The sequence below is a fragment of the Subtercola sp. PAMC28395 genome (genome assembly GCF_018889995.1).
Lineage (GTDB): Bacteria > Actinomycetota > Actinomycetes > Actinomycetales > Microbacteriaceae > Subtercola.
Genome location: NZ_CP076547.1, coordinates 3084542 through 3108372, shown reverse-complemented (window position 1 = coordinate 3108372; position 23831 = coordinate 3084542). Strand labels below are relative to the sequence as shown.

At 65.8% G+C, this 23831-nt stretch carries 19 protein-coding genes and 1 tRNA gene; 14 read left to right on the top strand and 6 right to left on the bottom strand.

Features of this window, described 5'->3' with window-relative positions:
• Window positions 1-138 precede the first annotated feature (138 nt).
• The 5 genes from metG (at window position 139) to KPL76_RS14195 (ending at window position 6618) form a co-directional block, all read left to right on the top strand.
• On the top strand, window positions 139-1788 hold the full coding sequence (gene metG / locus KPL76_RS14215; protein WP_216334188.1) for a methionine--tRNA ligase: 1650 nt from the start codon (window positions 139-141) through the stop codon (window positions 1786-1788).
• Window positions 1785-2762 carry a TatD family hydrolase gene (locus KPL76_RS14210; protein ID WP_216334187.1) on the top strand — a complete coding sequence of 326 codons (978 nt, stop codon included), beginning with the start codon at window positions 1785-1787 and terminating at the stop codon, window positions 2760-2762. Before metG ends, KPL76_RS14210 begins: the two co-directional genes overlap by 4 nt.
• On the top strand, window positions 2762-3619 hold the full coding sequence (rsmA, locus tag KPL76_RS14205; RefSeq protein ID WP_216334185.1) for a 16S rRNA (adenine(1518)-N(6)/adenine(1519)-N(6))-dimethyltransferase RsmA: 858 nt from the start codon (window positions 2762-2764) through the stop codon (window positions 3617-3619). Before KPL76_RS14210 ends, rsmA begins: the two co-directional genes overlap by 1 nt.
• A 93-nt stretch (window positions 3620-3712) precedes the next feature.
• Entirely contained in the window at window positions 3713-4660 is a 948-nt protein-coding gene (locus KPL76_RS14200) for a 4-(cytidine 5'-diphospho)-2-C-methyl-D-erythritol kinase (protein WP_216334184.1), read from the top strand.
• 140 nt (window positions 4661-4800) lie between these two features.
• A complete protein-coding gene (locus KPL76_RS14195; RefSeq protein ID WP_216334183.1) occupies window positions 4801-6618 on the top strand; it encodes an ABC-F family ATP-binding cassette domain-containing protein in 1818 nt (605 codons plus the stop codon).
• Between the two features lie 10 nt (window positions 6619-6628).
• Here KPL76_RS14195 and KPL76_RS14190 read toward each other — a convergent pair whose 3' ends face one another.
• On the bottom strand, window positions 6629-7132 hold the full coding sequence (locus KPL76_RS14190) for a MarR family winged helix-turn-helix transcriptional regulator (RefSeq protein ID WP_216334181.1): 504 nt from the start codon (window positions 7130-7132) through the stop codon (window positions 6629-6631).
• A gap of 202 nt (window positions 7133-7334) precedes the next feature.
• On the opposite strand from KPL76_RS14190, the gene KPL76_RS14185 reads away from it, so the two are divergent.
• From KPL76_RS14185 to KPL76_RS14170, 4 genes are all read left to right on the top strand, one after another.
• A tRNA-Gln gene (locus tag KPL76_RS14185) sits at window positions 7335-7406 on the top strand.
• A gap of 55 nt (window positions 7407-7461) precedes the next feature.
• Window positions 7462-8979 carry a bifunctional UDP-N-acetylglucosamine diphosphorylase/glucosamine-1-phosphate N-acetyltransferase GlmU gene (gene glmU, locus KPL76_RS14180; RefSeq protein WP_216334179.1) on the top strand — a complete coding sequence of 506 codons (1518 nt, stop codon included), beginning with the start codon at window positions 7462-7464 and terminating at the stop codon, window positions 8977-8979.
• A complete protein-coding gene (locus tag KPL76_RS14175) occupies window positions 8980-9957 on the top strand; it encodes a ribose-phosphate diphosphokinase (RefSeq protein WP_216334177.1) in 978 nt (325 codons plus the stop codon).
• 57 nt (window positions 9958-10014) lie between these two features.
• Entirely contained in the window at window positions 10015-10284 is a 270-nt protein-coding gene (locus tag KPL76_RS14170) for a mycoredoxin (protein ID WP_216334176.1), read from the top strand.
• A 31-nt stretch (window positions 10285-10315) separates the two neighbouring features.
• Here the strand turns inward: KPL76_RS14170 and KPL76_RS14165 are convergent, their stop codons facing one another.
• The 3 genes from KPL76_RS14165 to gndA form a co-directional block, all read right to left on the bottom strand.
• On the bottom strand, window positions 10316-10684 hold the full coding sequence (locus KPL76_RS14165) for a hypothetical protein (protein WP_216334174.1): 369 nt from the start codon (window positions 10682-10684) through the stop codon (window positions 10316-10318).
• Between the two features lie 58 nt (window positions 10685-10742).
• A complete protein-coding gene (locus tag KPL76_RS14160) occupies window positions 10743-11618 on the bottom strand; it encodes an SDR family NAD(P)-dependent oxidoreductase (protein WP_216334173.1) in 876 nt (291 codons plus the stop codon).
• 182 nt (window positions 11619-11800) lie between these two features.
• On the bottom strand, window positions 11801-13258 hold the full coding sequence (gene gndA, locus KPL76_RS14155) for an NADP-dependent phosphogluconate dehydrogenase (RefSeq protein WP_216334172.1): 1458 nt from the start codon (window positions 13256-13258) through the stop codon (window positions 11801-11803).
• A gap of 93 nt (window positions 13259-13351) precedes the next feature.
• Here gndA and guaD point away from each other — a divergent pair, with 93 nt between their 5' ends.
• The 5 genes from guaD to mfd all read left to right on the top strand — a co-directional run bounded on the left by guaD (window position 13352) and on the right by mfd (window position 21438).
• A complete protein-coding gene (gene guaD, locus KPL76_RS14150) occupies window positions 13352-14794 on the top strand; it encodes a guanine deaminase (RefSeq protein WP_216334171.1) in 1443 nt (480 codons plus the stop codon).
• Window positions 14795-14824: 30 nt separating this feature from the next.
• The gene (locus KPL76_RS14145) at window positions 14825-15796 is read left to right on the top strand and encodes an antibiotic biosynthesis monooxygenase (protein ID WP_216334170.1); all 972 of its coding nucleotides are present in this window, start codon (window positions 14825-14827) and stop codon (window positions 15794-15796) included.
• Window positions 15797-16136: 340 nt separating this feature from the next.
• Window positions 16137-16742, top strand: coding sequence for a 50S ribosomal protein L25/general stress protein Ctc (locus KPL76_RS14140; protein WP_216334169.1), 606 nt, complete (start codon window positions 16137-16139; stop codon window positions 16740-16742).
• A 217-nt stretch (window positions 16743-16959) separates the two neighbouring features.
• On the top strand, window positions 16960-17565 hold the full coding sequence (gene pth / locus KPL76_RS14135; protein ID WP_253202067.1) for an aminoacyl-tRNA hydrolase: 606 nt from the start codon (window positions 16960-16962) through the stop codon (window positions 17563-17565).
• A gap of 66 nt (window positions 17566-17631) precedes the next feature.
• Complete coding sequence (mfd, locus tag KPL76_RS14125) at window positions 17632-21438, top strand: transcription-repair coupling factor (RefSeq protein WP_253202066.1); 3807 nt, start codon at window positions 17632-17634, stop codon at window positions 21436-21438.
• A gap of 30 nt (window positions 21439-21468) precedes the next feature.
• Here the strand turns inward: mfd and KPL76_RS14120 are convergent, their stop codons facing one another.
• A complete protein-coding gene (locus KPL76_RS14120; protein ID WP_371733909.1) occupies window positions 21469-22401 on the bottom strand; it encodes a DMT family transporter in 933 nt (310 codons plus the stop codon).
• Window positions 22402-22426: 25 nt separating this feature from the next.
• Window positions 22427-23644, bottom strand: a complete 1218-nt coding sequence (locus tag KPL76_RS14115) for a Na+/H+ antiporter NhaA (protein WP_216334168.1) — start codon at window positions 23642-23644, stop codon at window positions 22427-22429.
• Between the last annotated feature and the right edge of the window lie 187 nt (window positions 23645-23831).

The following is a 23831-nucleotide window of genomic DNA, read 5'->3' as shown; positions in this document are numbered from 1 at the left end:
CCGGTGTTGGCTCGACCGGGCACACGCTGCGTGCGCCGAGGGAGAGCGTGTCGTCCACAGCGAGAATGAGGGCCTCGACTGCCCACACCCGCGGTAACACGGCGGCGCCCTGCGGCTCGACCGCTTAAGATGAACCTTATGTCTGACGGCTCCTCGTTCTATATCACCACGCCCATCTTCTATGTCAATGACGTGCCCCACATCGGCCACGCCTACACCGAGGTGGCGTCTGATGTGCTCGCGCGCTGGCACCGCCAGGCCGGCGACCCCACCTGGTTCCTGACGGGCACTGACGAGCACGGCCAGAAGATCCTGCGCACAGCGACCGCGAACGGCGTGACACCCAAGGAGTGGGCGGACCGCCTGGTCGAAACCGCCTGGCAGCCGCTGCTGAAGACGATCGACATCTCGAACGACGACTTCATCAGAACGACGGATGCCCGGCACGAGGTGAACGTGCAGCTCTTCCTGCAGCGGCTCTTCGACGCCGGGTACATCTACACCGGCGACTACGAGGGCGCCTACTGTGTGGGCTGCGAAGAATACAAGCAGCCCGGCGACCTGCTCGACGGCACCGGCCCCTACGAGGGCCAGCAGGTCTGCGCCATCCACTCGATACCCGTCGAGCTGCTGCAGGAGCGCAACTACTTCTTCCGGATGAGCGACTTCACCCAGCCGCTGCTCGACCTCTACGAGTCGAATCCCGACTTCATCCAGCCCGAGAGCGTGCGCAACGAGATCGTGGCGTTTGTGAAGCGTGGGCTCACCGACCTGTCGATCAGCCGCCAGACGTTCGACTGGGGTGTGAAGGTGCCGTGGGACGACAGTCACGTCGTCTACGTCTGGTTCGACGCGCTGCTGAACTACATCACGGCCGCGGGCTACGGCTCCGACGAGGAGAAGTTCGCCCGTCTCTGGCCGGCGACCCACATCGTCGGCAAAGACATCGCCCGGTTCCACGCCGTCATCTGGCCTGCCATGCTGCTCGCAGCGGGGCTCGCCGTACCCAGGCAGGTCTTCGGCCACGGCTGGCTGCTCGTGGGCGGCGAGAAGATGTCGAAGTCGAAGCTCACCGGAATCGCCCCGAACCAGATCACCGACACCTTCGGCTCCGACGCGTTCCGGTACTACTTCATGAGCGCCATCAACTTCGGCCAGGACGGCTCGTTCAGCTGGGAAGACCTCTCAGCCCGCTACCAGGCCGAGCTTGCCAACGGCTTCGGCAACCTCGCGTCGAGGGTGATCGCCATGGTCACGCGGTACTTCGACGGCGACATCCCGAACCCCGGAATCTCCGAGGGCGCAGACGAACGCGTGCGAACCGTCGAGCGCCGCGTGGTCGACGAGGCCGATGCTGCCATCGAACGCCTGGCCATCCATGAGGCACTCTCGGCGATCTGGGAGCTCGTCGACGAGCTCAACGGCTACATCACAAGCCAGGAGCCGTGGGCGCTGGCCAAGAAGCCCGAGCTGGCAGACCGTCTGCAGACCGTGCTCTTCACCGCCGTGCGCGGGCTCGGCACGCTTGCCGTGCTGCTCTCCCCGGTCATTCCCGAAGCGACCGCGAAGCTCTGGCAGTCCCTCGGCGGAGTCGGCGAGATCGCCGACGTACCCATCCGCACTGCTTACCACTGGGAGACCGACGGCAAGGTCTGGCCGCTGGAACCGCTCTTCCCGCGCATCGAGAACATCGAGGGTGCAGACGGCCCAGCCTCGACGGGCGCTCCGGCCGGAGCTCCAGCTTCCAGCGCTGGTGCTGTGTCTCCTTCAGCCGCCACCACACCATGACCAGCGAATCGCCATACATCCGCCAGCGCGACGCTTCACCGGGTCGCGACCTGACGTACCCACCGCTGCCGCAGGCACTCACCGTACCGGTCTACGACAATCACACGCACCTCGAAATAGCCGTCCCCACTCGCTCGGCCGCCACGCCGGTCCCCGGCGCGTCGGAACCGGCGAGCGTGGGCCCAGGCGATGACCCGCTCTCGTATCGCGAACACCTCGACCGGGCATCCAGTGTCGGCGTGCGAGGTGTCGTGCAGGTGGGCGGCGACGTCGAGACCTCACGGTGGTCGGCCGAACAGGCGCTCCGGGAGCCACGGATGCTCGCGGCCGTCGCTCTGCACCCGAACGAGGCCCCCGTGTACGACCTCGCCGGCGGCCTCGACGACGCGCTGGCGGTCATCGCCGAACTCGCCACCAGGCCCCGGGTTGCCGCGATCGGTGAAACCGGGCTCGACTTCTTCCGAACATCCGGTGACGTGGCCATCGCCGCGCAGTACCGATCGTTCGAAGCCCACATCGAGATCGCCAAAGAGAACAACCTCGCGATGCAGATCCACGACCGCGATGCGCACAGCGAGGTCATCGCGACGCTGAAGCGCGTCGGCGCACCCGAACGCACGGTGTTCCACTGTTTCTCAGGCGACGCCGAACTGGCCCGCATCTGTGCCGAGAACGGGTGGTACATGTCGTTCGCCGGCAACGTGACGTTCAAGAACGCCGGCAACCTGCGCGAAGCCCTCGAGGTCTGCCCGCGGTCGCTGTTGCTCGTCGAAACCGATGCGCCCTTCCTGACGCCGATGCCGAACCGAGGCCGGCCGAACGCACCCTACCTGCTTCCGTTCACGCTCCGGGCGATGGCCGCCCACCTCGGCACTGACGCCTCGATGCTTGCGGCGCAGATCTCCTCGAACACCGAACTCGTCTACGGTTCGTGGGACGCGGAGCCCGTCGTGTTGCCCGCCCTGGACGCCTGATGGCCGACGAGAAGGCGGCGCTGCTGGGCCCCGCTGAGATCCGTGACCTTGCCGGCTTGCTCAACCTGACACCGACCAAGAAGCTCGGCCAGAACTTCGTCATCGACGGCAACACCGTGCGCCGCATCGTGCGCATCGCTGGGGTGCAACCGGGCGAGACAGTTGTGGAGGTCGGGCCCGGTCTCGGCTCGCTCACCCTGGGAATCCTCGAGATGGGTGCGGAGGTGATCGCGGTCGAAATCGACAAGCGGCTCGCCGAACAGCTGCCCGTGACCGTCAGTCTTCTGCAGCCCGACGCGAAACTCACCGTCATCCGTGACGATGCCCTGCGCATCCTGAGCCTGCCCGGCGCCCCGACGCGCCTTGTTGCCAACCTGCCGTACAACGTCTCTGTGCCCGTGTTGCTGCACTTCCTCGAGCACTTCTGGAGCATTCTCTCGGGTGTGGTGATGGTGCAGGCCGAAGTGGGCCTCCGCATTGCGGCAGAACCCGGCTCGAAGATCTACGGTGGCCCGAGTGTCAAGGCCGCGTGGTATGGCACCTGGCGAACAGCAGGGCAGGTCAGCCGGCAGGTGTTCTGGCCGGTGCCCAACGTCGACTCGATCCTGGTCGCGTTCGAGCGCTCGCCCACCAGCCTCGCCAGTGAAGAGCTTCGTCTCTCGACGTTCGAGATCGTGGATGCCGCGTTCCAGCAGCGCCGCAAGATGCTGCGCCAGGCGCTCTCCGGGTTGTTCGGCAGCGCCCAGTCTGCGTCGGAGATCATCACCGTGGCGGGCCTCGACCCGACAGCGCGCGGCGAACAGCTGACCGTTCGTGACTTTCTCGCCATCGCCGAGACCCGCGCCGCACTGGAGTGATCTGCCGATCGATCGGAGCGGTGGCCAGCGGTGTGAGCCGTGTGCTCACCGCCCGCGGATCGACACACGCTGGCAGTGAGCTAGGTTAAATCTATGACGGCGAACGCGGGCTCCCAGGCGATCCATGTCAGGGCACCCGGCAAGATCAACGTCTTCCTCAAAGTGGGGGCTGTCATGGAAGACGGCTACCACGATGTCGCCACGGCCTACCAGGCAGTGTCGCTCTACGAAGACGTGCGCGCCTACCCCGCCGACGATTTCTCGGTGTCGTTCACCGGCAGCATCGACACCTCCACGCTGAGCACAGACGGGTCGAACCTTGCCATCCGGGCCGCGAGAATGCTGGCCCACAAGGCGGGATTCCGGGGCGGAGTGCGCCTCGAGATCTCCAAGAACGTGCCCATCGCAGGCGGAATGGGCGGTGGGTCTGCAGATGCCGCTGCCACCCTCCTTGCCTGTGACACCCTCTGGGGCACAGAGCTGGGTCGCGAAGAGCTCGTCACCCTCGCGGCCAGACTCGGCGCCGACGTGCCCTTTGCGTTCACCGGCGGCACGGCTATCGGCACCGGGCGCGGCGACCAGCTGAGCCCTGCGCTGGCGAAGGGCCAGTTCCAATGGGTTCTCGCCCTCGCAGAATTCGGTTCGAGCACGCCCGACGTCTATCGTGAACTCGACCGCCATCGCGACCGTCATGCCCAGGACATCTTTCCGGCCCAGACCCAGCCCTCCGTCGACGCCGATGTGCTCCAGGCCCTGCGTGCCGGCGACCCCCACATGCTCGCCGAATCGATGCACAACGACCTGCAGGCCCCTGCGCTTCATCTGGCGCCGCAACTGGCTGCCGTACTGGAACTCGGTGAAGCGAGCGGCGCGCTCGCGGGGATCGTCTCTGGCTCTGGCCCGACTGTGGCCTTCCTCGCTGCTGACTCCGACAGTGCTCTCGACTTGCAGTATGCCCTGAGCTCTGCCCGTCACAAGGTCGTACGCGCGACAGGTCCCGTTCACGGGGCCCGAGTCGTGAATGGCGCCGAGGCAAGCTGAAGCGCACCCCCTGGAGTCCACCTCTGTGCGGTCGTGGCCGCCCTCGCGACTGGCTCTCGAGGGCCTATGGAACCGCATTCCCGGCAACGCCGCATCAGCCTTCGGCGAACGTGCTGCCGAACCTGTGGTCAACTTGAGTAATGGCACATCTACTGGGGGCCGAGTCCCTCCACCTCGAATTTCCGACCCGCGTGATCTTCGACGACGTGACACTCGGCATCAACGAGGGCGACCGCGTCGGCATCGTCGGGCGCAACGGCGACGGCAAGTCGACGCTCCTGCAGCTCCTGGCAGGCACGCTCGAGCCTGACTCCGGCCGTGTCACGCGCCGAAACGGCGTCACCCTCGCCATGCTCGACCAGTCAGACACCCTCGACGACTCCCTGAGCGTCGGCACGGCGATCGTCGGCGACATCGACGAGCACGTCTGGGCGGGCGACCCGATTGTGCGCGACGTCATCGCAGGCCTCGTCAGCGACATCCCGTGGGAATCCAGCGTGGCAGACCTCTCCGGTGGCCAGCGACGCCGGGTTGCGCTCGCAGCCCTGCTCATCGGCGACCACGACATCATCTTCCTCGACGAACCGACGAACCACCTCGACGTCGAGGGAATCGCCTGGCTCGCTGGTCACCTCAACCGCCGTTGGTCGACGAACTCCGGTGGGCTCGTGGTCGTGACTCACGACCGGTGGTTCCTCGATGAGATCTGCACGGCCACCTGGGAGGTGCACGACCGCCTGGTCGAGCCGTTCGAGGGTGGCTATGCCGCGTACATCCTGCAGCGCGTCGAACGCGACACGATGGCCGCGACGATGGAGGGCAAGCGTCAGAACCTCATGAAGAAGGAGCTGGCCTGGCTCCGCCGCGGCGCGCCGGCGCGCACGGCCAAGCCGAAGTTCCGCATCGAAGCGGCAAACGCACTCATTGAGAACGAACCCCCCGCGCGCAACTCGATCTCGCTCGCCTCGATGGCCATGCAGCGCCTCGGAAAAGACGTCGTCGACCTCGAGAACATCTCTGTGGTCTACAACGGCAACGCAGGCGAGAAGCGGGTACTGCACGATGTGACCTGGCGGATCGCGCCGGGGGAGCGCACGGGCATCCTGGGCGTGAACGGAGTCGGCAAGAGCACGCTGCTCAGCCTGGTCTCGGGTACGCTGCAGCCCACCACCGGCCGTGTGAAACGCGGCAAGACGATCAAGGTCGCCACCCTCACCCAGCAGCTCTTCGAGCTCGACGAGATCCTGAACGATCGTGTCAGCGACGTCATCGCCCGACAGCGGAGCACCTATGTCAGCGGGGGCAAGGAGATGACGCCGAGCCAGCTGCTCGAACGAGTCGGCTTCTCGAGCGCCCAGCTCTCCACGCCTGTCAAGGACCTCTCCGGTGGCCAGAAACGGCGCCTGCAGCTGCTGCTCATTCTGCTGAGCGAGCCCAACGTGCTGATTCTGGATGAGCCCACCAACGATCTCGACACCGACATGCTTGCTGCGATCGAGGATCTGCTCGACACGTTCCCCGGCACGCTGCTCGTCGTCTCACACGACAGGTACCTGCTGGAGCGCGTGACCGACAACCAGTACGCGGTGATCGAGGGAGGCCTCATCCATCTGCCTCGCGGTGTCGACCAGTACCTCGAGGTCCGTGCGCTGCAACAGCGCAATGCATCGCGTGGGTCGAGCACTGAGGCCCCGAAGGCCAGCTCACCCGGCGCGGCCACTGCGAAGCCGACGCTCGGCGGGGCCGAACTGCGCTCGGCACAGAAGGAACTCGCCTCGGTGAACCGTCGCCTCGAGAAGTACGGCACCCAGGTTGCCCAGATCCACGAGCGCATGGCCGCTCACGACCAGAGCGACTACCCCGGGCTGGCCGCTCTCTCTGCAGAGCTCGACGGGGTGCAGAACACGCTCAGCGACCTGGAGCTGCGCTGGCTCGAGTTGTCGGAGCTGCTGGCTTAGAGCTGCATGATCAGAGTTCGAGCGTCGTGCTCAGCTTTCTCAGGAGCCCGGCAAGGCGCTCCTGTTCGAGTCTGCTGAGGCCAGACAGCAGCGTCGACTCAGAGGTGACCAGCACCGCGATCGCGGCGTCGACCCGGGCGAGGCCGTCTACGGTCATGGTGACCAGGATGCCCCGGCCATCGTGGGGCGAGGTACGACGTTCAACCAACCCGCGTGCCACAAGCCTGTCGATGCGGTTCGTCATCGTGCCCGACGACACGAGGGTCTCCTCAAGCAGCGCCTTGGGGCTGAGCTGGTAGGGCGAACCCGCCCGGCGGAGCGCCGAGAGCACGTCGAACTCCCAGGAGTCGAGATCGCTCGTGCTGAATGAGGCACGCCTGGCACGATCGAGGTTGCGGGAAAGCCGCCACACACGCGACAGTACCTGCAGCGGCTCGAAGTCCAGATCGGGCCGTTCCCGCTTCCACGCGCCAACGATGAGGTCGACTGAGTCTGCAGATTCCGATTCGGGCATATTCCATTATCCAAGTTCTTTGCTTCTTCCTGGCTGCTCCTGGGCCACCGGGGTGCCGTGGGGGAGCCGGAATGCCCTCCGCGCGGTCGAATGCCTGACGTGAACTCCGAGAATCTGTGAGTGCAGATTCCGTTTGTGCGACGCGCGACCCCCGAAGCTCTGGCAGACTTGTTTACTGCACGCGGCCCGGGGCTTCGTGTGATCCGCCTTGGTGTAACGGCAGCACGACAGCCTTTGGAGCTGTTAGGACTAGGTTCGAATCCTGGAGGCGGAGCAGTATTTTGCCAGACGGGCTGCAGCAGTGCCGCTCAGGAGACAGGGAGAAACACGTGACCGACTCCACGCTCGCGATCATCATCCTGGCCGCAGGCCAGGGAACCCGCATGAAATCGGAGACGCCCAAGCTCCTGCATACGCTGGCGGGAATTCCGATCGTCAGTCATGTGCTCGCCACGGCCAGAGAGCTGGATGCTGCCTACACCGTCGCGGTCGTGCGGCACGAACGCGAGCAGCTCGTGTCTGTGATCGTCGATGAGCTGCCAGATGGCCTCGTCGTCGACCAGGACGACGTTCCCGGCACCGGCCGTGCCGTCGAACTGGCCGTTCTTGCGCTGCCGGCCGGGTTCGATGGCGATGTGCTCGTGATCAACGGTGACACCCCGATGCTCGACGTCCAGACGCTCTCCGGGCTGGTTGCCGAACACAAGCGCTCCGGCGCTTCGGCGACACTGCTCTCGGCATTCCTTGATGACGCATCCGGCTACGGGCGGATCGTCAGGGCGGCATCCGATCGCGACGGAGCAGGCAAAGTCGACCGCATCGTCGAACACCGCGATGCATCCCAGAGTGAGCTCGCGATCTCTGAGATCAATGCTGGGGTGTACCTCTTCGGTGTCGCAGAACTCCGTGACCTCCTGCCGAAGCTCACGCTTCACAACGCGCAGGGTGAGAAGTACCTCACCGATGTCGTCGAGCTTCTGCGAAAGGCCGGTTCCGAGGTCAACGTGCTGCCGGTCGCGGACTCCTGGCTCGTCGCCGGCATCAACGATCGCGCCCAGCTCAGCGAGGCCGCTGCGAAGATGAACGCGATCATCGTTCGCACCTGGCAACTGGCGGGCGTCACCGTGCAAGATCCCGCCACCACCTGGATCGACCTCAAGTCGACCTTCGAACCCGACGTCACGCTGCTGCCTGGCACGCAGATCCGCGGCGCCACTACGATCGCCCGTGGTGCGATCGTGGGCCCCGACACGACTCTCGTCGACTGCGAGGTCGGAGAGGGAGCCATCGTGAAGCGCACCGACGCCACGCTCTCGGTAATCGGGGCCGGGGCATCCGTCGGACCGTTCGCGTACCTCCGACCCAATACGATCCTGGGCGACAACGGCAAGATCGGAACGTTCGTCGAGACGAAGAACGCCCAGATCGGTGAGGGAAGCAAAGTGCCGCACCTGTCGTACGTGGGCGATGCGCACATCGGCGTCGGAACCAACATCGGGGCCGGCGCGATCTTCGCCAACTACAACGGCGTCGTGAAGAGTGAGACAGAAGTCGGTGCCCATGTGCGCATCGGGTCGCACAACGTCTTCGTCGCCCCGGTTAGAATTGGCGACGGAGCCTACAGCGGAGCAGGCACGGTCATTCGCAAGAATGTGCCAGCCGGCTCGCTGGCGATGAACGTCGCTCCACAGCGAAACCTGGAAGGGTGGGTGGCTGCGCATCGTGCCGGCAGTGCTGCCGACGTTGCTGCCCAGGCGGCTGCTGCAAGCTCGCATTCAGCAGCAGACAATTCAGCAGGAAACAATCCATCAGATTCAGCGCCCGACGCTGAGAAAATCGGAGACTAAGTGGCTGAGATCACGTCGAACGGCGAGAAGCACCTCGTACTGGCAAGTGGCCGGGCACATCCGGAACTCGCCGAGGCAATCGCCCTCGAGCTCGGTACCGGTCTGATCAGCACGACGAGCCACACCTTCGCCAACGGTGAACTGTACGTTCGCTTCAACGGCAGTGTGCGGGGATCTGATGTCTTCGTCATCCAGTCGCACTCGACCCCGATCAACGAGTGGTTGATGGAGCAGCTCATCATGGTCGATGCGCTGAAGCGTGCCTCAGCCAAACGCATCACCGTCGTCGCCCCGTTCTACCCCTATGCCCGCCAGGACAAGAAGCACCGGGGTCGCGAGCCGATCTCGGCGCGCCTGGTCGCCGACCTCTTCAAGGCGGCGGGAGCCGACCGGATCATGTCGGTCGACCTGCACGCCCCACAGATCCAGGGCTTCTTCGACGGCCCCGTCGATCACCTCTTCGCGATGCCGGTGCTCATGCAGCACATCCGCGAGACCTTCGACCTCAGTCAGCTCACCGTCGTCTCGCCCGACATGGGCCGCGTGCGGGTCGCCGATGTGTGGTCCGACAAGCTCGGCACACCCCTGGCGATCATCCACAAGCGTCGCGACCCCCTGGTGCCCAACCACGTCTCTGTCCACGAGATCGTGGGCGACGTGAGCGGCCGATGGTGCCTACTCGTCGACGACCTCATCGACACGGGCCGAACAATCGTTGCCGCGTCGGAAGCGCTCAAAGACGCCGGTGCGAAAGGTGTCATCGTCGCTGCGACGCACGCCGTCTTCTCCGACCCTGCGTCACAGATCCTGCAGTCCGACTTCATCGATGCAGTCGTCGTCACCGACACCCTGCCGATCGCCGAGGAGAAGCGGTTCCCGACGCTCACGGTGCTGCCCATCGCCCCGCTGCTGGCCCGCGCCATCCACGAGGTTTTCGACGACGGCTCTGTGACCTCGATGTTCGACGGCGACGCGTGATTCTGCGCAGAAACCCCCGAAGGAAATATTCGCTCCCGTTCGAAGGTTGACCCCAGCATGACCGCTACCACCGACTTTCTCCCCGCTGCAGACACGATCACCATGTTCTCGACGTCGTGGTGCGGCTACTGCAACCGGTTGAAGACGCAGCTCACCAAAGACGGCATCGCCTACACCGAGATCAACATCGAAGAGGTCGAGGGCACTGCGGCCCTGGTCGAAGCGTTGAACGGCGGCAACCAGACGGTTCCGACGGTGCTGTTTCCCGACGGCTCCAGCGCGACCAATCCTTCGCTCATAGAGGTCAAGAGCCGCCTGGGCCTCTGACTCTCGGTCGCACTGTGTCGGTCGCTGACTATCAGCTGCTGACGCTTGGCACGGTCTGCGACGGGAACGACGGTATCAACCCGAGCGGCGCGACGGGCTTCTTATCGCCGCCGTATGCGCCGACGGTGTAGCACTGCCAGCCGATGCCGCCAGGGCCGAACAGTTCGAACTTCGCCTTCGACCCGCGCGCGCTCGGCGAGAGGTACGCGACGCTCGCCGCACACGCGGCTTCGGCTGTCGCCTTCGCGAGGCTGTAGGTGGTCAGGATGCCCGGCAGAACCAGCGCGACGATCCCCACGATCACGGCAGCCCGCATGAGCTGCACCTTGCGCGCACTCCGCAGTGGCCTCTCGTGCGGCTCGTACCCGGCGAGTTCGGGTTCGTCGTAGTAGTCGGTCATCCGCGCCTCTGTCGTCTCACGTCACTCACACGCTGCCCACACGCTGCCCACGTGCCACTCACGGGGCGACCCACGTCGAGGTGAGCCCGGTCACCACGCTGCCGTCGAGGTCGCGGAGCTTCGCGCCGACGAAGGCCGTCGCTCCGTCTGACGACTGCAACCGGAACGGCACGGCGTCGGCCGTCATCGCACTCACGATCACGTCGGCGACACCCTGCGGCTGCTGCGCGTTCGCGAAGCTCGTCCCAGTGCGCTCGATGTAGTGGTCGAACGCCTCGGAGTACACCGCTCCGGCCAGCGAATCCGCGTCGCTGGTCGCGCGCACGCTCGCCACGAAGCTGGTGGCCACGGCTCCCGGTTCGACCACGACCACCCTCACCCCGACGGCCGCCGCAACGGGGTGCAGGCTCTCCATCAGGCCTTCGACGGCGAACTTCGCAGCACAGTAGCTCTCATTGAACGGTTGACCGACGATTCCTCCGACACTCGTGACGGTGATGAGGATGCCGCGCGACGCCCGCAGAGGCTCCATCGACGGCTTCGACACGTTCACCACGCCGAAGTAGTTCACCTCCATCACCTCGCGGATCGCCTCGAGGGTATCGGTCTCCAGGGTGCCCACGTGGCCCGCTCCGGCATTGTTCACTACGGCGTCGAGCCGGCCGTAGACCGAGACGACGTCGGCGACGAGCGCGGCGCTCGCCCGGGCATCCGTCACATCGAGCAGCCGTACGTCGAGCTCGACACCTGCGATGCCGGCTGCCGCGAGAAGTTCTTGTTCGCTGCCCGGGCGGCGAACAGTCGCAATCACCCGCCAGCCCGCCACCGCTGCGGAAACGGCTGTTGCCAGCCCGATACCGGTCGAGGTGCCCGTGACGATGACTACGGGTTCTTGAGCATCTGGTTCAGCTGGTTCTGTGGTTTCGCTCGTCATCATCACATTATGCGCCGCGAGAATGGGACATCGAAGTCCGGCGAATAACGATTTCGCCTGCGTGCATGCGCGCGGCGGAGTGTTGGCACGGGGTGCGGCAGCTCCACGTCCCGGCCATCTCCAAAAAGGGCCCGTCTCCGTCGATGTCGAAGGCGGGCCCTTGTGGGGGATGGCGAAGACGGCTAGTGCGAGCTGCCCTCAGACTCGATCTCCGTGCGGTCGCCCGACCAGAGCGTGTGGAACGTGCCCGGCATGTCGACGCGCTTATAGGTGTGCGCTCCGAAGAAGTCGCGCTGGGCCTGCACGAGAGACGCCGGCAGGCGCTTCGAGGCGAGCGAGTCGTAGTAGCTGAGTGCCGACGAGAACCCGGGAACGGGGATGCCCGAGAGGGCCGCCGTCGAGACGATCCGGCGCCAGGCCGCTTCGCCGTTCGCCACAGCAGAGGCGAAGTACGGGTCGGCGAGAAGCGTCTTCAGCCCGGGGTTCTTGTCGTACGCCTCGACGATCCTGTTGAGGAACTGCGCACGGATGATGCACCCACCGCGCCAGATCTTCGCGATGTTGCCCTTGTTGATCTCCCAGCCGTACTTCTCAGCGCCCGCGATGATGGCGTCGAAACCCTGGGCGTAGGCGACGACCTTCGACGCGTAGAGCGCGGCGTTCACGTCGTCGGAGAACGAGTCGCCGACCTCGACCGGCGTCGGGCGGGAGGTGATGACAGCCTGGGCTGCCTCGCGCTGCTCGGGGTGGCTCGAAACGGCACGGGCGAAGACGGCTTCGGCGATGCCGCCGACGGGCACACCCAGGTCGAGTGCGTTCTGAACGGTCCAGACGCCGGTGCCCTTGGATCCGGCCTGGTCGAGCACGATGTCGACGAACGGCTTGCCTGTCTTGGCGTCGACCTGCGTGAGTACCTCTGCCGTGATCTCGATGAGGTACGACTCGAGGTCGCCCGAGTTCCACTCCGTGAAGACGTCTGCAGTGGCAGCGGGGGAGAGGCCGCCGATCTTGGTCAGCAGGTCGTACGACTCGGCGATGAGCTGCATGTCGGCGTACTCGATGCCGTTGTGGATCATCTTGACGAAGTGGCCTGCGCCGCCGGTGCCCACGTGGGTGACGCACGGCTCGCCCTCAGCGATAGCCGCGATCGACTCGAGAATCGGGCCGAGCGTCTCGTACGACTCGTTGGAACCGCCGGGCATGATCGACGGGCCCTTGAGTGCGCCCTCCTCGCCACCCGAGATGCCGGTGCCGACGAAGTGGATTCCCTTGGCCGTCACGGCCTCCTCGCGGCGGATCGTGTCGGTGAAGAGCGCATTGCCGCCGTCGACGATGATGTCGCCCTCTTCGAACAGATCGGCGAGCTGCGAGATGACCGCATCAGTGCCCTTGCCGGCCTGCACCATGATGATCGCGGTGCGCGGCTTCTGGAGCGAGGCGACGAAGTCCTCGATCTTCTCGCTGGCCACGAAACCGGCTTCCGGATGCTCGTCCACAAGAAGGGTCGTACGTTCCGGTGAGCGGTTGTACACCGCCACGGTGTTGCCCTCCCGGCTGGCCAGGTTGCGTGCCAGGTTCGAGCCCATCACCGCAAGCCCGACGACCCCGATGTTTGCGGTTGCGACGCTTGATTCAGCCATATTCTTCCTCCAGATTTGTGCCCTTTCAAGCGTAGCGGTTTGACCACTACCCTTAGCTGACACCAGCGCGGGCTCATGACGAGAGGCACACCAGTGACGACAAAAGCCATCAGGGGAACGTTCTTCGACTTCACCGACGACCCCTGGAAGCACGTCGGCGACGAAGAGGCGTCGGCGCGCTTCGTCTCCGATGGACTGCTCGTCATCGACGACGGAATCATCGTCGCCTTCGGCCCCTTTGCTGAGGTGAGCCCGTCGTACCCCGACGTGCCGACGACTCACATCGAGCACCGCATCATCACGCCCGGCTTCATCGACGGCCACATCCACTTTCCCCAGACCCGGGTGCTCGGCGCCTTCGGCCTCCAACTGCTGCCGTGGCTGCAGAAATGGGTGTTCCCCGAAGAGGCGCGCTACGCCGACCGTGAGTACGCCAGGGACGGCGCAGTGCGCTTCTTCGACAACATCCTCGCCTCGGGTACGACGACGGTGCAGGCGTTCACCAGCACCGCGCCGGTCTGCACCGAGGAGTTCTTCGAGGAGGCCACCAGGCGCAACATGCGGGTCATGTCCGGTCTCACGGGCATCGACCAGAATGCGCCAGACTACTTCGCCGACACCCCCGAGAGCTTCTATTCCAACAGCACGGCGCTCATCGAGAAGTACCACAATGTCGGCCGCAACCTCTACGCCGTGACGCCGAGGTTCGCGTTCGGGTCGAGCCCGGAGCAGATGCAGAAGTGCGAGCAGCTGAAGGCCGAGCATCCGGATGTCTGGGTCAACACGCACATCTCAGAGAACCCACATGAGATCCGCGGTGTGCTCGCACTGCACCCCGACTGCGACGACTACCTGAGTGTCTACGAGAAGTACAAGCTCGTCGGCCCGAAGTTCAGCGGCGGTCACGCGGTCTGGCTCTCTGACGACGAGTTCAAGCGCATTCACGACTCAGACGCGTCGGTGACGTTCTGCCCGCACTCGAACCTGTTTCTCGGCAGCGGGCTCTTCCGCCTCGGCAAGGCCACAGACCCTGACATGCGCGTTCGCATGTCGTTCGGCACCGACATGGGCGGCGGCAACCGCTTCGGCATGCTCGCCGTTCTCGACGGGGCCTACAAGGTCGGCATGATCAACAACACCGTTCTCGACGGCAGCATCGACCCGTCACGGATGAACGCGGCCGAGTCGGAACGCAACAAACTGTCGGCCTTCCGGGCGTTCTACTCGATCACGCTGGGCGGAGCAGAGGGGCTCTACATCGATGACAAGGTCGGCAGCTTCGACGTCGGAAAAGAGGCGGACTTCGTCGCCCTCGATTGGAAGGCGGGCCCTCCCGGTGCCGAGTGGCACGCCGAGCTGATCGCCGACGGCGGAGACCCCGTCACCGTGGACGACGCGGCGAACATGCTGTTCGGCGTGATGATCGTGGGCGACGAACGTGCCGTCGCCGAGACGTGGGTCATGGGCGAGAAGGCGTACCAGCGGGCGGAAGCCGTAGCTCCCACCTTCGCTCGTCACTTCGACCCGGCCCACTAGGCCGTGGCCGCGGGAGCGGGGTCTGCGCCGGTGCCGGCAACCGAGCCGTCAGCCAATCTGTCGGGGGGGCCTGTCGTCTCGCTGATCATCGAACGGCGGGTTCTTCCGGGAAGCGACGAGATCTACCGCGCGTGGCAGAAGAAACTGGGGGCGGTGCTTGCCGCATGGCCGGGGTTCATCGACCGGCGCGTGATCGAGCCCTCGCCGCCCACGCAGGTGGACTGGGTACTGGTGCAGCGTTTTGTGAACGCCGAAGCCGCGCGACGCTGGTTGCAGAGCCCGGAACGCACTGCCCTGTTCGAGGAGATCAAAGACCACTTCGTCGGGCACGAAGACATCCACCTGGTCACAGAGGCGGAGACCCAGGCGCCGCGGGCCGCCTCACTCATTGTGACGAGCCACGTCGAGCCCGCCGATGAGACGGCGTTTCTCAGCTGGCAGCGCAGGATCTCTGCCGCTGAAGCCAGTTTTCCCGGATTCCTCGGGCACAAGATCGAGCGGCCGACCCCCGGTGTGCAGGAGGACTGGACGGTCATCCTGAGCTTCGACAGCGACGCGAGCCTCACGGCATGGGAGACGTCTCCGGTGCGCACGAAGCTGGTGAAGGAGGGGGAGGCGTTCAACTCGCAGATGCGGGTGAGCCGGTCGAGTTATGGCTTCGACTTCTGGGGTGCCGGTCGGCAGAGCCGAGCCACGATCTTCAAAGACAACCTGCTTGTGCTGCTGGTGCTGTACCCGATCGTGTTTCTCTGGGGCTACTTCATCGGCGCACCGCTGCTCGAAGCGAACGGCGTACCGTTCTGGGCGAGCCTGTTCATCGGCAACGTGGTGAGCACGCAACTGCTGGGCTGGTTTGTGGCCCCCTGGATCTTCAGGGTGTTCGACTGGTGGCACAAGCCCGGCGTCGGTACGCGCCGCAACGTCATCGGCTATGTCACTCTCGCTGTGCTCTACGCCGCGAGCATGGGCCTCGACGCCTGGCTGGTCTCACTCAGGGCGTAGAGGCCTCTGCCCCGCTGTGTGAGGTGCGCTGTGTGAGGTCGCGCTGTGTGAGGTCGCGCTGCGGCAGCGGGGCGTGTAGACTCACACACTGAACTTCGGCGAGGGATGCCGCTGTCAGATCGCTGTTGTCAACGCAACAGAACTGCCGGGTATCCGTAATCGACGCGGTGGACGAGGCTTCATGTCTTTCCTCACGTGTCTCATCTGAGTACTCAACCATTCAGGCGCGTTCGAGTTGAAAATACCAACCCACACAATGCATTACTCACGCGATGCATTGCCAACACAACGCACGCGGGTGTGTGTGCCTTCCGGGCCGCACGACTCGTGAGGAGAAATCATGGCTGACGACAACAAGATCGTTGCGGAGACCCGCAACTCATTCGGCAAGGGTGCGGCGCGCAAGCTCCGCGCAGCCGGCAAGATTCCCGCAGTGATCTACGGCCACGGCGCAGAGCCGCAGCACGTGAGCCTGCCGGGCCACGAGGTCTTCCTGCTCATTCGTAAGTCGAACGCTCTGATCGAGCTCGACATCGAGGGCAAAGAGACGCTCGCCCTCGTGAAGGACGTTCAGAAGGATCCCGTACGCCAGATCATCGAGCACCTCGACCTCATCGTCGTCCGCAAGGGCGAGCGCGTTCAGGTCGAGGTTGCCGTGCACGTCGAAGGTGAGCCGGTCTCCGGTGCGACCGCCGACCTCGACACCTTCTCGCTGCTGCTCGAGGTGCTGGCCACGAACATCCCGACGCGCGTCATCGTGAACATCGAGGGTGCTGAAGCCGGCACCCAGATCCTCGCGAAAGACATCGCACTGCCCGAAGGCGCCGTTCTCGTCGGCGACGAAGACCAGCTCATCGTGGCTGTCTCCATCCCCGAAGAGCAGGACCTGGGCGACAGCCTCTCAGCCGGAGACGCCTCGACGTCTGACGCGCCGACGCCTGCCTAGGCGAGCGCAGCGGGCGCCTTGAACAGGCGCTCGCCCTGAGCGCGGCGCGAGACTACCGAATGGCCGCATCGATACGCTCGTGTGTGCGCCGCTTCTGCCGCTGGTTGAGTAGCGCGTCAGAGCGTATGAAACCCCTTAATCGTGCGGGTTTCTGTACGAACTTCGCACTGGCGAGATTGCGCGCCAGTCGAGCGCAATGCGGTAGCAGAAGGGTTCGGTGATCAGCGTGGCAGGTGACGAGCAGTGGCTGGTGGTCGGGCTCGGCAACCCCGGGCCGGAGTACGCCGGCAACCGGCACAACGTGGGCCAGATGGTTCTCGACGAGCTCGCCACGCGACTCTCGTCATCGTTCAAAGCCGTTGGGCGCACGAATGCTCGTGTTGCAGAGGGTCGGGTCGTGCCCGGTGGGCCGCGCTTCGTGCTCGCCAAGCCGAACAGCTTCATGAACAACTCCGGTGGGCCTGTCGCCGCGCTGCTCGCCTACTTTTCGCTCACTCCGTCGCAGTTGATCGTGGTTCACGACGAGCTCGACATTCCGTTCGACACGCTCAAGCTGAAGTTCGGCGGGGGTCACGGCGGGCACAACGGTATCCGGGACATCGCGGCCGCGACTGGCACGGGTGACTTCGCGCGGGTGCGGGTCGGGGTCGGGCGGCCTCCTGGCCGGCAGAGTGCCGCCGACTTCGTGCTGCGCGACTTTACGGCGACCGAGCGCGGAGTGCTGCCGAACATCCTCGCCGACGCAGCCGACGCGGTCGAGCTGACCGCCACTGACGGCCTCACGGCCGCGCAGCAGCGCTTTCACGCGCCGTCCCCGGACTGAGTTCCGCCCGCATCGGCCAGCCGGCGGCGGGGAGGGAGTGTCGGAGGAGGACCGTAGACTTGTGCGGTGATACTTCAGGGCTTGATCGGTGCGCTTTCGCGCGCCTCGACGTTCGACAACGCCCTCGCACAGGCCGGCCGCGACGCTGATTTCTCGCTCACTGACGGTCTTCGGGCTCCACTCCTGGCCGCACTGCTTGCCAGGCGGGCAGAGAACGAACTCCCGCAGGTGCTGTTCGTCGTCACGGCAACGGGCCGCGATTCCGAGAGCCTCCGTGCGAGCCTCGAGTCTCTCGCTCCAGACGCCGATGTGCTCGAGTTCCCTGCGTGGGAGACGCTGCCGCACGAGCGGCTGAGCCCGAGCGCAGAAATCGTCGGCAAGCGGATAGCCGCACTGCGCTCGCTCTCCGAGTGGGATGCTCAGACGAATGCCGCGGATGCGGCGGGAGTGCCCGCGCGTGCTGAGGCCCCGGCGCCGTCAAAGGGTGTGGCTAGAGGTGCGGGGAAAGCTTCATCGGAGAGCGCCGCACAGAGCGCTGCGAGGAGCTCCGCGAAGAGCGCTGCGAATCCGAAGGCCCGTGCCGGGTCGCTTGGTCCGGTGCGACCACGCCCGCTCATCGTCGTAGCCTCCGTGCGCGCTGCACTGCAGCCGCTCGCCGACAACCTCACCGACCAGCAACCCATACTCCTGGTCAAGGGAGGGCGTGGCTACGACCTCGCCCAGCTCACGACCGGGCTCGTCGAACTGGCGTACTCACGCGTCGACATGGTGACCCGCCGAGGCGAGTTCGCCGTTCGCGGCGGCATTCTCGACGTGTTCCCGGCCGTCTCCGAGCACCCTGTGCGGGTCGACTTCTTCGGCGACGAGATCGAGGAGATCCGCGCGTTCTCGGTCGCCGACCAGCGTTCACTCGATCTCTCTCTCGCCGACGTGAGTCTGCCGCCCAGTCGCGAACTCCTGCTCAGCGAGAGCGTGAAACAGCGCGCCCGCGAGATGCAGCACGAGTTCCCGAGCCTCGCCGGCATGCTCGAGAAGATCGGCCAGGGCATCCCGGTCGAGGGTATGGAGAGCCTTGCACCGGCCCTCCTCGATCGCCTCGTCACCGTCACGCACTACCTGCCGAAGGGCGCCGCGATCGCCGTCATCGCTCCCGAACGTGTTGCAAGCCGCGCGGTCAGCCTCACTGAGACCAACCGCGAGTTCCTCTCCGCCGCGTGGAACGCCGCCACCGCCGGCGCCGAAGCCCCGATCGACCTGGCCTCCGGCGAGTTCATCACCCTCAACGCGCTGCGTGACGCCGCGGGGCCGGCCCGCCCGTGGTGGACCCTGTCGACATTCGACAGCGGTTCATCATCCGTCGACGAGCACCTGCAGGCCATCGTCGACTCCGACACCCACTACGTGAGAATCGCGGCGGATGCTGTACCCAGCTTCCAGGGCAACGTCGACGGTGCCCTCGAGCACGTCGCGGCGCGCCTGCGTGACGGCTGGAGTGTTGCGGTCGTTGCGGGCGGCTCCGGCCTCGTGGAGCGCGCGGCCGATGTCCTGGGCGAACACGAGCTGCCCGCTCGAATCGTCGACGAGTTCCCCAACGACGTCGAGCCCGGCATCGCCTACCTGGTGAAGGCCACCGTCGAGAGCGGCTTCGAGCTGCCCGAAATCAAGCTCGCGCTCATCAGCGAGAACGAGTTCTACGGCCGCAGCGCGGGGTATGACGCGCGGCAGGTGAAGAAGCTGGCCACCCGGCGAAAGAACGTCGTGGACCCCCTTCAGCTGAAGGCTGGCGACGTGGTCGTGCACCAGACGCACGGCATCGGCAGGTTCATCGAGCTCACCCAGCGCGAGGTCTCCAGCGGTGGCCGCAACCCTGTGAAGACCACGCGCGAGTACCTGCTCATTGAATATGCGCCGTCCAAGCGCGGTTATCCGGGCGACAAGCTGTACGTGCCCACCGACCAACTAGACCTGCTCACCCGCTATGTGGGCGGCGAAGCGCCCGCGCTCTCGAAGATGGGCGGCAGTGACTGGTCGGCGGCCAAGTCGAAGGCGCGCAAGGCCGTTCGCGACATCGCCGTCGAACTGGTGAAGTTGTACTCGGCGCGCATGGCATCGAAGGGCTACGCGTTCGGGCCCGACACACCCTGGCAGCGCGAGCTCGAAGAGGCCTTCCCGTTCGCCGAGACGCCCGACCAGCTCACCACCATCGACGAGGTGAAGGCCGACATGGAGCGGCCCATCCCCATGGACCGCCTGCTCGCTGGCGACGTCGGCTTCGGCAAGACCGAAGTCGCCGTGCGCGCCGCATTCAAGGCCATCCAGGAGGGCAAGCAGGTAGCGATGCTCGTGCCCACGACCCTGCTCGTGCGCCAGCATCTCGAGACGTTCAGCGAACGCTTCGCCGGCTTCCCCGTGCACACCCGTGCCCTCTCGCGCTTCCAGACCGAGAAGGAGGCCCGGGAGACGATCAAGGGCCTCGCTGACGGCACGATCGACATGGTGATCGGCACCCATCGCATCCTCACCGAATCCATGGTCTTCAAAGACCTGGGCCTCGTCATCATCGACGAGGAGCAGCGCTTCGGCGTCGAGCACAAAGAGAAACTGAAGAAGCTCAAGACCAACGTCGACATCCTCTCGATGAGTGCCACGCCCATCCCTCGCACCCTCGAGATGGCGGTCACGGGCATCCGGGAGATGTCGACGCTTGCGACCCCACCCGAAGACCGGCACCCGATCCTCACCTACGTGGGCCCGAACTCCGACAAGCAGGTCGCCGCGGCCATCCACCGGGAGATGCTGCGCGAGGGCCAGATCTTCTTCGTGCACAACCGGGTATCGTCGATCAACCGCGTCGCCGCGCACATCGCCGAGCTGGTACCGGATGCCCGGATCGCCGTCGCACACGGCCAACTGCCCGAACACGTGCTCGAACAGGTCATCGTGGACTTCTGGGAGCGCAAGTTCGACGTTCTCGTCTCGACCACGATCATCGAGACCGGCCTCGACATCCCGAACGCCAACACTCTCATCATCGACCGCGCCGACAAGTACGGCCTGTCGCAATTGCACCAGCTGCGCGGGCGCGTCGGTCGTGGCCGCGAGCGGGCGTACGCCTACTTCCTCTACGACGAGAACAAGCCCCTCAGCGAGACCGCGCACGACCGGCTCTCGACCATCGCCGCGAACAACGAGCTCGGCTCCGGCATGCAGGTCGCGCTGAAAGACCTCGAGATCCGCGGCGCCGGCAACCTGCTCGGTGGCGAGCAGTCCGGCCACATCGCCGGTGTCGGCTTCGACCTCTACCTCCGCATGATCGGCGAAGCCGTCTCGACCTTCCGTGGTGATGTCGCAGAAGGACAGACCGAGCTCCGGCTCGAGTTGCCCGTCGACGCGCACATCCCCGAGGAGTACGTCGACAGTGAGCGCCTGCGTCTCGAGGCGTACCAGAAACTGTCTACTGCCTCGTCACCGGCTGCGGCCGACGGCCAGATCGACCAGGTGCTCGAAGAGCTCATCGACCGGTATGGCGAGCCGCCGGAGCAGGTCACGAACCTGATCACCGTGTCGAAACTGCGCCGGCTGGCGCAGCGCACGGGGCTCAGCGAGGTCGTCGCGATGGGGTCCAACCTGCGAGTCGCCCCGGCGAACCTGGCCGACTCCGTCCAGGTGCGACTGAGGCGCATGTACCCGAATGCGAAGTACCTGGCGGCAGCCGCTGCACTGAGCGTTCCGATGCCGGTCGTCAACGGGCATCCGCTGCCTGACGCCGACCTCATCGCCTGGGTGGAGAGTCTGCTCGCGGCGATCTTCCCGCCGCCTTCGGCCCCAGCCGCCGCACCGGCGTCTGCGGTCGGGGCTCCGGCCGCAGACTGACTCGTCTCGCCGTCGAGTCCCGAGCGGGGCTCAGGGGAGAGGCTCGGCTGGAGCCGGGCCGGGGCGGCGGGCGAACCGGGCGGCAGAGCGCACTGCGCCGATGCTCGCCGCGATGACGAGCGCGATCGCGACCGCCTCCACCCAGGTCAGGGCCTGCCCGAGGATCACCAGCCCTGCCAGCGCCGCAATCGCAGGAGCGAGGCTCATCAGGATGGAGAATGTCGCCTCTGGCAGGCGCCGCAGCGCGAGCAACTCGAACGCATACGGGATCGTCGATGAAAGCACCGCGACCGCCAATCCGAGCACGAGCGCCGTGGGCTGGAAGAGAGCGGCCCCGGTCGAGACAATGCCGAACGGCAGCGACACGATTGCGCCGACCGTCATGGCGATGGCGATGCCATCGAGCTGGGCGAACCGCTGCCCGGCCCTCGCCGACAGCAGGATGTACCCGGCCCACAGGGCTCCTGCACCCGCCGCGAAGGCGACGCCGACTGGGTCGAGTGCTGCCGCTCCGCCCTGGCTGAGCAGGGCGACCCCGGCGAACGCGAGCACCGCCCAGAGCCACGCAGAGGCTCTCCGCGCGACGACCACCGAGAGGACGAGTGGGCCGAGCACCTCGATCGTGACCGTGGTTCCGAGCGGCAGGCGGTCGAGGGCCTGGTAGAAGAGCATGTTCATGCCCGCGAGCACCACGCCGTAGGCGACCACGATCATCCAGTCGCGCCGGGTGTGGCCGCGCAGCTTCGGACGACACACGATCAGCAGGATGATCGCCGAGAACCCCAGGCGCAGCCCCACCATGCCGAGTGCCCCCACGAGGGGGAACAGCACGACCGCGAATGATGCGCCGATCTCCTGGCACGCGAGCCCGACGACCACGATGCCGACCGGCCACAGTGTTGTGAAGCCACCGGGTGCTGCGCTGCGGCCGGATGCCCGGGAGGGTCGAAGCGATGCGGTCACCCGTTCACGCTACCCTCTGCCCGGGCTATTCGACGAGCGCTCCACTGCGCTTCGTTTCGCGCGCCCGCTTGTATGCCCGTGAGCGCATACTCACCAGAATGGCTGCAGCCACGATCGAGACACCCGAACCGAGCAGCACTGCGATCGTGCCCTCGTCGGCGACCTCATGCACCCCGGCGAAGGCCAGTTCATTCATCAGAAGCGAAACGGTGAAGCCGATACCGCCGAGTCCGCCGACCATGACCAGGTCCTTCAGTGTGAGCAACGACGACGCATCGGATGATCGGCCGACCGTGCGCGCCCCGATCCACCCGGCCAGGGTGATGCCGAGCAGCTTGCCCACCGGCAGCGCCACCAGGATGCCCCAGAATGCGGGGCTGAGCTCTGCGATGCCGACCGAGGGAATCGCGACGAGCGCCGCTGAGAACGCGAACAGTGGCAGCACGACGGCGTTCGACCAGGGCTGCAGTGCGTGCGCAGCCGATGCGCCGGGTTTTCTCGCCATGACGAGGCCGAGTGCTACCCCAGCTATCGTGGCGTGCACGCCCGACTGGTACATGAAGTCCCACGTCAGTATCGCGACAATGACCATGACGATGCAGATGAGAACCTTCAGCGCGCCGGTCGGGCGAGAGCCGATCATCCGGCCCACGATGCGGCCACCGAGGAGCTGACTGAGCGCACCGAACACCACCACCCCGAGAATGGCGCCGCCGAGCGCCAGCAGATTGAGCGAGGTCGTGAAGAAGAACGCGATTATCAGAATGGCCACGAGGTCGTCGAGCACCGCAAGAGCGAGAAGGAACACCCGCACCTTCGTGGGCAGGGCACGCCCGAAGATCGCCAGCACCCCCAGCGCGAAGGCGATGTCGGTTGCCGTCGGGATCGGCCAGCCGCCGAGGTACGGGCTGCCGGCGTTGAAAAGCAGGTAGATGCCGGCGGGCACGATGACCCCACCGAGCGCGGCGATGGCGGGCAGTATCGCCTTGGTCGGCGAATTGAGCGAACCCGCCACGAGTTCGTATTTCAACTCGACGGCGACGATGAAGAAGAAGATCACGAGCAGGCCGTCGCTGATCCAGTGGCCGGTCGAGAGGTCGAGCCCAAGAGTCGGAAAGCCGATGTGTGCGTCGTTCGCCTCGAGGAGGCCGATACCCGCCTTCGTGTTGGCGAGGATGAGCCCGAGGGCTGCAGCGGCGAGCAGAAGCCCCGCCGAGTTGCGTTCTGACCGGAAGATGCTCATAGCGGGGGGTGTCCTGTCGTCGGGCCGAGGCGAAGTTCTCACTCTGCACGAGAGAGCCCCGCTTCAGCCGTGGCTGATAGCTCTTGCCGACCAGACTTCCCGGCGCACCGATTACAGTCTATCGAAAGGGGTACGCGGCCAACGGGCGCGCGGCCCGACCCCGGGCTCCGGGGCGATGCCACAGCCG

Coding starts and splice junctions, on each gene's coding strand:
- gndA (WP_216334172.1), bottom strand. CDS start 13,258: ATGGCTGAATCAAGCGTCGCAACCGCAAACATCGGGGTCGTCGGGCTT.
- KPL76_RS14195 (WP_216334183.1), top strand. CDS start 4,801: ATGGCACATCTACTGGGGGCCGAGTCCCTCCACCTCGAATTTCCGACC.
- KPL76_RS14165 (WP_216334174.1), bottom strand. CDS start 10,684: ATGACCGACTACTACGACGAACCCGAACTCGCCGGGTACGAGCCGCAC.
- KPL76_RS14140 (WP_216334169.1), top strand. CDS start 16,137: ATGGCTGACGACAACAAGATCGTTGCGGAGACCCGCAACTCATTCGGC.
- KPL76_RS14170 (WP_216334176.1), top strand. CDS start 10,015: ATGACCGCTACCACCGACTTTCTCCCCGCTGCAGACACGATCACCATG.
- metG (WP_216334188.1), top strand. CDS start 139: ATGTCTGACGGCTCCTCGTTCTATATCACCACGCCCATCTTCTATGTC.
- rsmA (WP_216334185.1), top strand. CDS start 2,762: ATGGCCGACGAGAAGGCGGCGCTGCTGGGCCCCGCTGAGATCCGTGAC.
- KPL76_RS14160 (WP_216334173.1), bottom strand. CDS start 11,618: ATGACGAGCGAAACCACAGAACCAGCTGAACCAGATGCTCAAGAACCC.
- KPL76_RS14210 (WP_216334187.1), top strand. CDS start 1,785: ATGACCAGCGAATCGCCATACATCCGCCAGCGCGACGCTTCACCGGGT.
- KPL76_RS14115 (WP_216334168.1), bottom strand. CDS start 23,644: ATGAGCATCTTCCGGTCAGAACGCAACTCGGCGGGGCTTCTGCTCGCC.
- KPL76_RS14200 (WP_216334184.1), top strand. CDS start 3,713: ATGACGGCGAACGCGGGCTCCCAGGCGATCCATGTCAGGGCACCCGGC.
- KPL76_RS14190 (WP_216334181.1), bottom strand. CDS start 7,132: ATGCCCGAATCGGAATCTGCAGACTCAGTCGACCTCATCGTTGGCGCG.